The following is an 11497-nucleotide window of genomic DNA, read 5'->3' as shown; positions in this document are numbered from 1 at the left end:
TCCCGGTCACCCCGCTTCCCCCCACCACGGACGCCAACACCCCAACGTGCTCAGCAGCGGCTACCGAGGCGGCCAGGTCAACGGCCGTGTTCCGTGCGCTCAAGCTTCTCGACAACGATGTGGGGATGCTTGGGCGGTGGGTGGTTGGCGTCCCGCACTGTCAGTTCCGTTGGCCAGGAGGTGCCGGGATACAGACCGACGACTTCCATTGATGCGCCCGCTGTATGGTCGAAACCGTTGGGACCCGTGATCCGGATGGTGAAGCGGTAGAAGGCACGCTTGCTACCACTGTTGGTGACCTTGACCGGGATGGTCAGCGTGTCTCCGTGAGCTGTCGGCGCGTACACCGTCAGATCGCCTTTGCGTGCTACAGAAGCTCCGAAGTCTTCTTCTTCGGATGTTCCTGCGACTCGCGAAGGGGTGATCACCTCGCCTGGAGGTGCCGCCTCACGCCGTTGTCGCTCGGCCTCGTCTGCAGCTGCCTCCGCTTCTCTCTCCCTCGACGTCCCGGATGAGGCAGGAGGATCGGGGGTTGCTGCAGACGGGCTGGCTGGACTTCCGTCCCCGATCGGCTGGACATCTCTTTGATCGGTTCCGCGCTGTTGCGCGTCAGCGTGGTCGGATCCGCACCCCGTCAGCAGGAAAGCGCTCGACAGAGTGAAGGCCAGGACAGATGGCACGCTCGTACGCAGAAGCCCAGACGTGGTCAGTCGCACGGTGCTACGTACTTGACTCGGTCGATGATCGCGACGCTGCCCGACCACATGATCGCCGTCACCCGGGAACAATCTCCCCAGCCGGCGTCATGGTTACCCTCGCCCTTGACCGGTCCTGCGTACTGCGAGAAAGTCCCCTCGTCCACCTTGCAGGCCACACCAGCCTTGTTCGGGCACAGCTTCAGCTTCATGTGCTTCGCCGTGGCGGTGTTGTTGTCGAACACTGCACAAGCCCCCGCCACGCTGGTCGTGTGTCTCGTGTACGTGAACAGAGTGCCGAGTCGGCTTGCGTCCGGGAGTCGCTCGGCGTGCTCGAGTACGTACCCGGATCCGCACAGTGATGCGGTGGCGCTCACAGCGGCAGGGTCCTCCGCCGCAATGGCACGCGTCTGGGCGTCACGCGCTCCGTTCTCGGAGAACTCAACACTGGTTGCGGGGACGAGCATGCTGGTGCCTGAGGGGGCGCGGTCTTCGGCCATGGCCTGCGGCGTGGCCGCCAACACGGAGACGAGAGCAGCAGCCGAGGCTATGGCGGCAGTGAGTCTGCGCATGGAAATCAGGGGTCCCCTTCTTTGACGATGTGCTGGTTTCAGAGGTAAGCAGCGGATTTCTTCCGGCGGCTTGGGAGGAATGGATTGATGGATCCAGCTCCGGACCCGGGGCCGGCCTCCTCGTCACGGATGCGGCGAGCGAGATCGGAGAGCCGGGCGTCGCCGGGGCCAACGTCAATCTGAAAGTGGGACTCCTTGACCGGCTTTGCGTGGCCGCCCCAACGAATGACACCCTGGCAGTCGGCGAGGATGTCTGCGACGACGACCTTCTCAAGGTCGGACAGCCCGGTGCCTTTCTGCGCTCCCAATGGGTAGAAGAGGGGCCGGATCGCGATCGCGGTGCCGGACAGGTGGTTCGACTCGAAGCCGGCCTTCACGGTGCGGTGGTCGGTGTGGCCCACGACGTCGCCAGGGCGGAGCATGTCGATCTCGTAGGCGAATCGGCGGGCCACGTAGAGCAGCACAGTGGCCACGTCGCCCTTCAGCAGTGGCACGTTGACGCCCGTGCCTTCGATGCGGAAGGTGTCGGTGTGGCTGTTGTCGATGACGGGCCAATGGTTCTGCGATCGTCTGCCCTGCCAGGAGTCCAGTTCAGGCGCGGCTGTGGCCGTGGGTACGTTGGCGAGGAGAGCTCCGGCGGCGAGGCCTGCAGTGAGACCGAGCGTCTGACGGCGGGTGAATATGGGAGGGGTGTCGCTCAACTTGTGTGTCCTTTCCGGTAGCGGCGGTAGGCGAGGACGGCCAGCGTCACGAGACAGCAGGCCAGCACGGTCGTGCAGGTGAACAGGAGTGGGTTGACCCAGCCGCTCACAAGTTCCTTTTGCTCACCGTTGTCCCAGTGGCAGGTGGCGTGCAGTGGAAAGGCGCCGTCTTCGAAACGGTCAAATCGAACTACGGGTTGCCTGTCGAAGAATTCGGGGCACGCCTGGGACGGGAAGGCGAATTGGACCTGGGACCAGCCGAGCAGGTAGCTGAGGGTCCCGGTGGCGGTAGATGCCTTGGCCAGGCTGAGAACCCGCTGCCCCTTGCGGACACGGACGAAGGCCAAGCCGAAACAGACGAAGAGCACCGCCAAGATCCAGGAATCCATCAGGCAGAACCGCCTGCGAACAGCCTTGCATGGTTGGACTGCATCTTGGCCTGACTGCGGGCCTCGAGCCCGGCACGAGCGAGCACTTCATCTGCGAAGCCGAGGCAGTATCTTTCCAGCTTGTCGGCCGGGAGCAGGTGGGAAGGGATTATGTTTCCTCCGCCGTTGTCCAATTCAAGGTAGAGGCGTCCGAGGTTGACGAGCGGGTCATCGATATTGGTGAGGATGTGGTGGGCAGCGTCCGCTGCGGTGTCCCGCGAGGAGCCGAACCGTTTGGCGACGTAATCCCTGAATCGGGATATACCCGCTGCCTTCTCATAGTGCTCGCGCAAAGCTGTGGTGATGGGCACACCCGATCGCATCTTTTCAGCGAGGAGGAACCCGTCCGCGTCCTCGACGAGGTCGTTGAAACCGAAGGTAGTGAGCGTTCCGATCTTGCCGAGGCGCTCGGTGCAGTACGTGTAGCCGTCGGCGTAGGAGTCGCTGTCGCGGCGCCATTCTCCGTAGAACGTCATGAGGTCGCCGGCCCACCCGGCTACGTCACCTCGGTTGGCCTTGTGCTTGTCGGCCGCAGGCGGCTCGATCACGTGTCCGGCTGCGGTGGCCAGCAAGTGCTGAGGTCCCAGGGTCTGACCGGTGAACGGGTCGGTGAAGTCGGACATCAGGTCGGCGCCTCGGTTGTTGGCGTAGTCGATGAACGACCAGTCGACTTCGCTGATCAGCCTTGTCCACTCGGGCCCCGCGTACCGCTTCTGCCGGTAGTAGTCCGTCACCAGAAGGTTCGGATCGCCCTTGCCATAGCTCTGGGCGAGGCTGTATATCTGCTCGATGTTCGCGAGGAAGTCCGCAGCGGGGGACACGGCACGGTTGACGTCCTTCTGCCCCTCGTCGGAGCCGCTCCGGTGTACGTCGCGGTCCAGCCAAAACGTGTCGCTGCCGTTGGTGACCTTGTACTCCTTGATCTGGTTGAACGACCAATTCGCCGGCAGGGGGAAGCCGAGGTTTCCTGAAAAAGCCCAGGACATGCCGGAGACGAACGAATAGGCAGCGTACGTCTTCTCCGTCACCTGAGCGCACACGTTCCGCGAACCGTAGACGCCATGGAGGTACCGCTTCCCCCTGGACGCGAGGCCGGAGGTAACGCCGCGGAAGTAGTCCAGGATGTGCGGCATGTCAGCTTGGGTGGCGTCGTAATCGACAGCGAAGTAGATGACAGTGCCCCGGTTGAAGCCGAAGTGCACAGCTTGATCATGTGCGAACTGGGCGTGCTTGAAGCCGGTGTCCCACTTGTACTCCGCCAGGCTTCTGCCGTTGTCCTGGAAGATGGGAAATACACGTAGCCCGGCCTTGAAGATGTTGTCGAGCTCGCCCGGCTCCAGCATCTTGGATCCGCCGCCTGCTGAGGCCTCGTTAATGTACCGGCCAACGTATCGATAGCCGTCGGCAACCATCCGAGCGCCGCGGGAGGGGGTGATCGTGTATGCAGTGTCAGAAGCGGTTGCGTGTCGGTCGGGGTCGCCCATGGATACCAAGAGCTGTGCCCACGTGGCGTAGTCCCCCCTGCCCGTAACGGGGAGCTTTCCTCCGTTCTCTGTCACGGGGTAGAGCTCGGAGAAGGTTTGGAACGCTTTCACCCATCCTTCGAGGTCGGCATCCCATGAATCGGTGAAGTGGGTCTGCGCATTCGGCTCGCCGTAACCGGGTACGGGCTCGTTGAAGACGCAGGCTGCGGAGAACAGCTGGACGAAGAGGCCGGATGAGCCGGGACCGACAGGGTGCGCCTTCAGGCCGGCCTGTGTGCCGGGTCCGAAGTTGCCGTTCGCGTCCGCCTCAGCGATGCCGAGCGCGAGTTGGATCGCCTTCATCAGCGACTGCTGTACGTCGCGGGAGTAGAGACCGTCAGCTGGGTTGATCGAGAATGTCTTCTTCGTCCAGTAGTTTCGGTTCAGCCACTGTTGGATGGACCGGATCTTGTCCGTCCCCCCTGCCACGACAGTGTAGGCATCCATGTTGAGGATGGCCTTGAGCACCTTGGGTTGGACGACCCCGCCGTCGCCGGGGAGGCCCATGTTGTCCTTCATCTTGCTGACCGCCGAGGCAGCGGTCGAGTCGAACTCGGCCACGCCCGTGTCGCCGCCCCAATAGCCCTTGCAGAACAGGCCGTGGCGGATGATCTTTACGATGTTGGCGTTCGTCTTCCAGCCGATGCCGATGTTCCCCAGGGCGGCGACCTTGGCGAGGGTCCCGTCGCCGAAGTTCGCAACGACGGGGCTGATGCCGAGCTCGTGCTGCAACCCCATGGTGAGGGCATACATGGTGGCCCAGCCGGTCTTTCCGTCCTCGGGGCACTTTGCATAACCCGAAACACTGCCGTACGTCGCGTTGACCCACTTCTGGGCAGCAAGGACCTTCTCATCGGCCATGTGGCGGACTCTCCTCAACCGGTCGGGTCAGCTCAAAGGGAACCTGCGGCTAGCAGGCCGCGCGTGTGTCAAGCAGTCAGCAGAGAACTGGATGTGCCTCGCTCGGCGGGGAGGGCACGCAAGGTCGGATCGGCGTGCGCAATAGCCGGCGGTACGGCATGACGACGCGTCCCCCTCCCCCTGGTCATGGCGCACCCCGGTCATTGGATGGCCCCCCTGCATCGGCAGCTTCATCGCGCTGCCCCTGCGGAGATCACCATAGGCGCGGACCAAAACCGGGACTCAAGAGCGACGGAGGTCCAGTGCAAGGAATGGCCTGAACCAATCAAGAGCTAGTGAGCGCGCTCAATGCTCATCTCCCTGCACTCGCATAGTAGTTGACCATCTGCAACATGTGGAGGCGCCGTGAAGGTGTTGTCGAGTACATGGCTTGATCATCCCCGTTCGGGCTGACGCGCCGGCTTGGCCTGCTGCCCAGACCGAGGCCCTCTGTGTGACCTTCTGCAACGAGGTGTAGCGCCTTGCGCTGGTTGTCCGCAGAATGCAGAAGACCCAACTTGATCAAGTATTCCGCCTCAACTGGTTCCCGCGTCGCACCAGGCACCGCTCTGGCCGACTCCGGCTTTACCGGCGGGCGGACATCCGTGAGCAGCGCGGACGTTCAGCGCCAAGCCGGGGGCACAGCGGACGTACAGTACCCGCCTGCTGCGCAAGTTTCACAGCAGCTGCGCGGCGAGGTGCTGCGCGAGACAGGGCTTCATCTGTCCGGACCAGCTGCCCTGGGCGCCTTTGCTGAACGTCTCATCGAACGGTCCTCGGTCGTCCGTGACCACGACTTCCGCACCAGCATCGAGGACACCTGCTACAAGGTGCAGGCCACGGCCGCCGCGTGGTCGGTGGAGGTGCTCATGCCCGAAACGGGCCAGTTCCTCATCGGCGACAATCCGGCACTGACCCTGCGCACGGAAGCACCACATTGACGGACGAGGCGACGGCCGAAGAGATCGTCGATGCCGCCCTCTCCTATGCCCCCTTTGCGCTGTAGTAGTGATGGGGCGACGCCGGATCCTTCGGTCTAAAGAATTGGGCACGACACTGCCCGCTCGCGTCCGGTTCAGGGCGCGAAGGGGCGGTGTCATGCAACAGGTGAATGTCAGAACCATTCGGTTTCTGGGATGTCGTGCAAGTAAGAGATGTCTGTTGGGTTGATGGTGCCGACTTGGACCTCGCTGAAACCCAGGGGATAGTCCAGCGGTGCGCCGTCTCTCAAAGCCGGGCCGACGTGGGCAATGACGGTATCGCTTACGTAAATCCGGTGGCCAGGTGCTGGCCAGTTCCACTCGCCGAATGCGACTTCCGTCAACGGGCCGAGTACGTCGCTCATCCTTTCATTCGGAACCGAGTCGCAAGATGTTGTATGAGCTGCGTTGTATGTGGCCTCCCCGAATGCGTTATGAGTCAGAAACTCTGTGAAGTCTTCAGGAAGTTTTCTCCATCCTTCATGGAGCTTACCTTCATGGACGTCCATTGGAGCCGACGGGTCGAAACCCCAGATTGCGTCCGCTGGATCGGCCATGAAGATCACCATGCCGTCACGAAGGAACAATTCGTCCAACGGTAGGAACTTTTTTACTGTCAGCAGTTGATGCCGCCGGCGGCTGACCACTGCGCAGCAAGGCTGTGCCATGTCAGTAGTGGTGATGGCAACTGAGGGTGGTATGCAATAATTTTCGCCGGTCTATCCGGTTCGCCGTACCACCTGCTGAGAAAATGCGGCAAGCTGATGGTGGATGGATCGATCATGACGGCAATTATTGCCACCACTCGGTGGCACTGTTTCTCCTGAGAGAGACGGTGGGTAGGGGAGCCGTTGTTTTGCGTGTCCCGTCTGCGGCGGGTGTCCACGCAGCCAGAGTGGCGTTGAAGGCTCGCAGTCGCACGACGGAGCGACGCCAGCCTGGTCCTGTGTGGTGCGGTGACCACAAGGGTGTTGCAGCGGTCGCTCGGCGGCGTCGACGGTGGTCAACGCGACAGTAATGCGGAAGCCCCGCCAGGTGGCCTCGGCCTGGCGGGCTTCGCGGGGGGCGAAGCCCGGACTGGACTTCTTGGGGCTCGCGTCAATCCGAGCCCCGGTCCGCGACGGAGCGGAGTGCGCTGTGACTTACACACTGCCTTCGCGGACCGCCGTTTGAAACGCCGCCCACTCGGTGGGCCGGAGTCGGAGGACGGGACCGGCGGGGTTCTTGGAATCGCGCACCGCGACAGTGGCCGGCACGTTGGTGGCTATCTCGACGCACTCCGCCTCGGGATCGCTGTGACTGGACTTGCGGAAGACGAGGTCGCGCATGGCTCAGAGCTCCTTCCGGAGGCGGTGTAGGAGCGATACGGACTCCCGCTCGCCGAGGGACCGTTCGGCGATCTGCTCGAACAGTTCATCGTAAGCCGTGGCCTCACCTCCACCCTCCACCCACCTCTGTGCGAACGGTGCTTCGACGTACACGACGTCCATGGCGCCCGGTTCAGCGAACGAGATGATGTTGAAGGGCCCGTTCAGGCCGAAGTGCGTGCCTGCGTCGAACGGGAAGATCCGGACGGTGATGTTGGGCAGGTGGGCCATCCGGCACAGGTGATCGAACTGGCCGCGAGCCGTTTCGGGCCCGCCGGGAAAGTTGCGTAGTGCCGCCTCGTAGATCACTGTGCGGAAGGTGAGCGGTGTGCTGCTGTGGAGGCGCTGCTGACGTGCTACGCGAGCCATGACGAAGTCCTCGTCGGGCTGCTTCTTCATTGCTGTGGAGGAGATGGGGGTGGTCCTCAACGCCCGTCCGTAGTCGGCGGTCTGTAGGAGGCCGGGGACGAACGCCGGCTGCCATGCCTTGATCGCCGTAGCCGCGTTCTCCAGCGCGACGTACTCCTGCATGACTCCGTGAATCCTGTAGTCGTCCCACCAGCCCTTGGCCTTACGGCGTTCGCGATCGACCCTGGCAAGTTCCAGCAGTCCGCCGATCATGCCGGGATCACTGACCCCGTAGGTGTCGCACAGTGCGCGGATGTCCGGGTCACGGACGGGTACCCAACCGGCCTCCAGCTTGGCGATCTTCGCCGTGGAGGCGGAGAGTGCCTTGGCCGCCTGCGGCTGGGTGAGGCCCGCTGTCGTGCGTAGGGCGAGGAGCTCGGCTCCCAGTCTGCGCCCCAGGACACTCGACGTGCTGTTGCCCTGACGAGGCTGACTTGCTGTCACCAAGGGGTCCTTCCTTCGGGATTGCGCGGGGTCAGTTTGGGTCTACGGGAGAGCTGTCCGCAACACGATTGGTGGATATCTATCGGGAAGATATTGAACGCCGCTCCCGCTCGTCACTACTGTCCGGAGTGACGCACACACAGAACGGCGCCGGTTGGTCGCAGCCGGCGTCTCCACCACCTCATCCGGAGGTCAGCGACATGGACACCCCCGAAAAGCCACTCCACCACGACCGCCTCGACTACACCCCCTTGCCCAGAAGCGTCAGCCTCGCCCGCCGGCGTGCCCACCGGCTCGTCACAGAGTGGGGGCATGCCGAACTCGCCCCGGACGTCGCCCTCCTGGTCTCCGAGTTGGGCGGTAACGCAGTACTGCACGGGTGCCTGCGTGACCGTCTCTTCCGTGTCGAACTCAGCCTGTTCACACGCCATCTGCGCATCTCGGTCTCCGACCCGAAGGGCGAGCAGCTGCCCCGCCCGCGGGACGTGACCGCCAGTGAGATGTCGGGACGCGGACTGTGCATCGTCCGGGAGCTCGCCGACCGGTGGGGCGTGGCCGTGCTGACCGTCGGCAAACGCGTGTGGTGTGAGGTCGATGTAGTCCGTACCGCGGCCGCTGCCGACTACGGTGAGTCAGGCGGACAGCTGATTCCGAGGAGGACGACCATGGCCGAACCGCTCAAGACCTTCGTCGACGGCGTCGAGGTCGATGTCCCCAACAGCATCCCCGACATCCGCGCCGCTCTCCCGGAGGAACGGCGTGACGAGTTCGACCAGGCTGTCACCGAAGCCGGGGTCGACGAGATTCAGGGCATCATGCGGCACTGGATGCTGGAGGTCGTGCCCGACCCGCAGTCCGAGGCCCTGCTGGAGCGGCTCGCGGCCGATGAGGACCAGAGGCGGGGAGCCGCTTGAGCTACCGCATCACCTACACGCCTCTCGTGGACGACGCGTTGGCCAAGATGGCGGACGCCGAAGCCTTCAGAAGGACGATGGCGCGCACGATCGGCCAGGATCCCTACGGCTACGGATCGACGGCCGTGCGCGGCGAGCGGGATCGGCGCGAAGCGACCGTCCTGGGCGCCATCGTCCTCTACTACGTTTCCGGCTCGGTCCTGACGGTGACCGTCGTCAGGCTTGTCACGGGCTGGTGACCGGCAGCTGTCTCGGCCTCGTCCCGCTTACGGTGCCGTCACCGCCACCGCCACCGCCACCGCCTCCACCCGCACCGCGCACACCTTGAACTCCGGCATCCGCGACGTCGGGTCCAGTGCCGGGTTGGTCAGGGTGTTGGCGCGGCCCTCGCCCGCCCAGTGGAACGGCATGAACACGGTGTCGGGCCGGATGCCGGTAGTGATGCGGGCCGGCGCCACCGCCCGCCCGCGCCGCGACACGACGGCCACCGGATCACCCTCGGCCGCCCCCAGCCGCGCCGCCAGCCGGGGGTGCAACTCCACGAAGGGGCCGGGCGCGGCGGCGTTCAGTTCGTCCACCCGCCGGGTCTGCGCGCCCGACTGGTACTGCGCCACGACCCGCCCGGTGGTCAGCAGCACCGGGTACTCGTCGTCCGGCTCCTCGGCGCTCGGACGGTGCGAGACGGGCACGAACCTGGCCCGCCCGTCGTCGGTGGCGAAGCGGTCGAGGAAGAGACGGGGGGTGCCGGGATGCCGGACGGCGGCCTCGGTGGCATCGATGGCCTCGGCGGCCTCGGCGGCCTCGGCGGCCTCGGCGGCCTCGTGCGTCCCGTCTGTCCCGCCGGTCCCTCCGGTCCCGTCCGTCCCGTTCGGTGCCGGGCACGGCCAGAACACCCCCTTCTCCTCCGCCAGCCGCCGGTAGTCGATCCCGGAGTAGTCCGCCGGACCGCCCGCGCTCGCCCGGCGCAACTCTTCGAAGACCTCCTCGGGCTCGGTCGGGAAGCCCTTCTCCACGCCGAGCCGGTCGGCCAGTTCGTGCAGAACCTCCAGGTCGCTGCGGACCCCGTCCGGCGGACTGATCGCGCGCCGCCGCAGCAGCACCCGCCCCTCCAGGCTGGTCGTGGTCCCCGTCTCCTCCGCCCACTGCGTCACCGGCAGCACTACGTCCGCCAGCGCCGCCGTCTCGGAGAGCACCACGTCGCACACGGCCAGGAAGTCCAGCGACCGCAGCCGCTGCTCGACATGGGCCGCGCGGGGCGCCGACACCACCGGGTTGGAGCCCATCAGCAGCAGCGACCTGATGTCCGTGCCCAGCGCGTCCAGCAGCTCGTAGGCGCTGCGCCCCGGCCCCGGCAGCGAGTCCGGGTCCACGCCCCACACCTCGGCGACGTGCCGCCGCGCCGCCGGGTCGGTCAGCTTGCGGTAGCCGGGCAACTGGTCGGCCTTCTGCCCGTGTTCGCGCCCGCCCTGCCCGTTGCCCTGCCCGGTCAGGCAGCCGTACCCCGACAGGGGGCGCCCGGCCCGCCCGGTCGCCAGGCACAGGTTGATCCACGCGCCCACCGTGTCCGTGCCCTTGGACTGCTGCTCGGGCCCGCGCGCGGTGAGCACCATCGCCGCCTCCGGCGCGCAGAACAGCCGCACCGCCTCCCGCAGTTCGGGAACGGACACCCCGGTGATCCGCTCCACGTACTCCGGCCAGTGCCCCATCGCCGCCGCCCGCGCGTCCTCCCAGCCGGCCGTGCGCTCCTCGACGTACCGCTCGTCCACCCGCCCCTCGGCGACGACCAGGTGCAGCATGCCCAGCGCGAGGGCCAGGTCGGTGCCCGGCCTCGGTGCCAGGTGCAGGTCGGCCTGTTCGGCGGTCTTCGTGCGGCGCGGGTCGACGACGATCAGCGTGCCGCCGTTCTCGCGCAGCTCGGTGAAGTACCGCAGCGACGGCGGCATCGTCTCCGCCGGGTTCGACCCGACGAGGATCACGCACCCGGTCTTCGGAATGTCCTCCAGCGGGAACGGCAGCCCCCGGTCGAGGCCGAACGCCTTCACACCGGCCGCCGCGGCCGACGACATGCAGAACCGCCCGTTGTAGTCGATCTGCGAGGTTCCCAGCACCACCCGGGCGAACTTCCCCAGCGTGTACGCCTTCTCGTTGGTCAGCCCGCCCCCGCCGAACACCCCCAGCGCGTCCGCGCCGTGCTCCGCCCGCGTGCGCGCCAGGTTCCCGGCGATCCGCCCCAGCGCCTCCTCCCAGGAGGCCGGCACCAGCGCCCCGTCGCCCGACCGCACCAGGGGGGACGTCAGCCGCACCCGGGACGACAGCACCGCCGGCGCGGTACGCCCCTTGCCGCACAGCGCTCCCCGGTTCACCGGGAAGTCCGTGCGCTCGGTCACCTCGACGGTCCCGTCGGCGGCGGGCGTCAGATTCATCCCGCACTGCAGGGCGCAGTACGGGCAGTGCGTGGGCGTGGCGGTGTGCTGCGTGGCGGTGTTCCGCATGCCGGTGTTCTGCATGCCGTCCAGCGTGCGTCGCCCGTGTTACGCGACCGGGCGGCGGTTTGTTACGCCGCCG

Annotated in this window: 12 protein-coding genes and 1 pseudogene; 4 read left to right on the top strand and 9 right to left on the bottom strand. The window is 65.8% G+C overall.

Features of this window, described 5'->3' with window-relative positions; genetic code table 11:
* Window positions 1-77 precede the first annotated feature (77 nt).
* From ACFCZF_RS32610 to ACFCZF_RS32590, 5 genes are all read right to left on the bottom strand, one after another.
* Window positions 78-428: a hypothetical protein gene (locus ACFCZF_RS32610; protein WP_376674702.1), complete on the bottom strand. Its 351-nt coding sequence runs from the start codon at window positions 426-428 to the stop codon at window positions 78-80.
* Between the two features lie 278 nt (window positions 429-706).
* On the bottom strand, window positions 707-1267 hold the full coding sequence (locus tag ACFCZF_RS32605; RefSeq protein ID WP_376674701.1) for a hypothetical protein: 561 nt from the start codon (window positions 1265-1267) through the stop codon (window positions 707-709).
* 38 nt (window positions 1268-1305) lie between these two features.
* Window positions 1306-1968 (bottom strand): hypothetical protein, encoded by a 663-nt coding sequence (locus ACFCZF_RS32600; protein ID WP_376674700.1) that lies wholly within the window; start codon window positions 1966-1968, stop codon window positions 1306-1308.
* Complete coding sequence (locus tag ACFCZF_RS32595) at window positions 1965-2357, bottom strand: hypothetical protein (protein WP_376674699.1); 393 nt, start codon at window positions 2355-2357, stop codon at window positions 1965-1967. Before ACFCZF_RS32595 ends, ACFCZF_RS32600 begins: the two co-directional genes overlap by 4 nt.
* Entirely contained in the window at window positions 2357-4780 is a 2424-nt protein-coding gene (locus ACFCZF_RS32590; RefSeq protein ID WP_376674698.1) for a glycoside hydrolase domain-containing protein, read from the bottom strand. Before ACFCZF_RS32590 ends, ACFCZF_RS32595 begins: the two co-directional genes overlap by 1 nt.
* Window positions 4781-5337: 557 nt before the next feature.
* On the opposite strand from ACFCZF_RS32590, the gene ACFCZF_RS32585 reads away from it, so the two are divergent.
* Window positions 5338-5760, top strand: a complete 423-nt coding sequence (locus ACFCZF_RS32585) for a hypothetical protein (protein WP_376674697.1) — start codon at window positions 5338-5340, stop codon at window positions 5758-5760.
* 173 nt (window positions 5761-5933) lie between these two features.
* Here ACFCZF_RS32585 and ACFCZF_RS32580 read toward each other — a convergent pair whose 3' ends face one another.
* The 3 genes from ACFCZF_RS32580 to ACFCZF_RS32570 all read right to left on the bottom strand — a co-directional run bounded on the left by ACFCZF_RS32580 (window position 5934) and on the right by ACFCZF_RS32570 (window position 8018).
* The gene (locus ACFCZF_RS32580; RefSeq protein WP_376674696.1) at window positions 5934-6467 is read right to left on the bottom strand and encodes a hypothetical protein; all 534 of its coding nucleotides are present in this window, start codon (window positions 6465-6467) and stop codon (window positions 5934-5936) included.
* A gap of 474 nt (window positions 6468-6941) precedes the next feature.
* Window positions 6942-7127 carry a DUF397 domain-containing protein gene (locus ACFCZF_RS32575; RefSeq protein ID WP_376674695.1) on the bottom strand — a complete coding sequence of 62 codons (186 nt, stop codon included), beginning with the start codon at window positions 7125-7127 and terminating at the stop codon, window positions 6942-6944.
* Window positions 7128-7130: 3 nt separating this feature from the next.
* The gene (locus ACFCZF_RS32570; RefSeq protein ID WP_376674694.1) at window positions 7131-8018 is read right to left on the bottom strand and encodes a helix-turn-helix domain-containing protein; all 888 of its coding nucleotides are present in this window, start codon (window positions 8016-8018) and stop codon (window positions 7131-7133) included.
* A gap of 200 nt (window positions 8019-8218) precedes the next feature.
* On the opposite strand from ACFCZF_RS32570, the pseudogene ACFCZF_RS32565 reads away from it, so the two are divergent.
* From ACFCZF_RS32565 to ACFCZF_RS32555, 3 genes and pseudogenes are all read left to right on the top strand, one after another.
* Window positions 8219-8554 (top strand): annotated as a pseudogene (locus tag ACFCZF_RS32565) (ATP-binding protein); the annotation flags it as partial.
* A gap of 129 nt (window positions 8555-8683) precedes the next feature.
* Entirely contained in the window at window positions 8684-8932 is a 249-nt protein-coding gene (locus ACFCZF_RS32560) for a hypothetical protein (RefSeq protein WP_376674723.1), read from the top strand.
* The gene (locus tag ACFCZF_RS32555) at window positions 8929-9171 is read left to right on the top strand and encodes a hypothetical protein (protein WP_376674693.1); all 243 of its coding nucleotides are present in this window, start codon (window positions 8929-8931) and stop codon (window positions 9169-9171) included. The genes ACFCZF_RS32560 and ACFCZF_RS32555 overlap by 4 nt, the downstream gene beginning before the upstream one ends.
* Before the next feature lie 27 nt (window positions 9172-9198).
* On the opposite strand, the gene ACFCZF_RS32550 is transcribed toward ACFCZF_RS32555, so the two are convergent.
* Window positions 9199-11439: a molybdopterin oxidoreductase family protein gene (locus tag ACFCZF_RS32550; protein WP_376674692.1), complete on the bottom strand. Its 2241-nt coding sequence runs from the start codon at window positions 11437-11439 to the stop codon at window positions 9199-9201.
* Between the last annotated feature and the right edge of the window lie 58 nt (window positions 11440-11497).

The sequence above is a fragment of the Streptomyces sp. NPDC056296 genome (genome assembly GCF_042268605.1).
In the GTDB taxonomy this organism is placed as follows: Bacteria; Actinomycetota; Actinomycetes; order Streptomycetales; family Streptomycetaceae; genus Streptomyces.
The sequence above is the reverse complement of the archived record's forward strand: the minus strand, read 5'-3'. Positions and strand labels throughout refer to the sequence as shown.

Bases quoted from the DNA above. Each gene is read 5' to 3' on its own strand.
- ACFCZF_RS32575 (WP_376674695.1), bottom strand. From the start codon at position 7,127: ATGCGCGACCTCGTCTTCCGCAAGTCCAGTCACAGCGATCCCGAGGCG.
- ACFCZF_RS32560 (WP_376674723.1), top strand. From the start codon at position 8,684: ATGGCCGAACCGCTCAAGACCTTCGTCGACGGCGTCGAGGTCGATGTC.
- ACFCZF_RS32605 (WP_376674701.1), bottom strand. From the start codon at position 1,267: ATGCGCAGACTCACTGCCGCCATAGCCTCGGCTGCTGCTCTCGTCTCC.
- ACFCZF_RS32550 (WP_376674692.1), bottom strand. From the start codon at position 11,439: ATGCAGAACACCGGCATGCGGAACACCGCCACGCAGCACACCGCCACG.
- ACFCZF_RS32580 (WP_376674696.1), bottom strand. From the start codon at position 6,467: ATGGCACAGCCTTGCTGCGCAGTGGTCAGCCGCCGGCGGCATCAACTG.
- ACFCZF_RS32595 (WP_376674699.1), bottom strand. From the start codon at position 2,357: ATGGATTCCTGGATCTTGGCGGTGCTCTTCGTCTGTTTCGGCTTGGCC.
- ACFCZF_RS32590 (WP_376674698.1), bottom strand. From the start codon at position 4,780: ATGGCCGATGAGAAGGTCCTTGCTGCCCAGAAGTGGGTCAACGCGACG.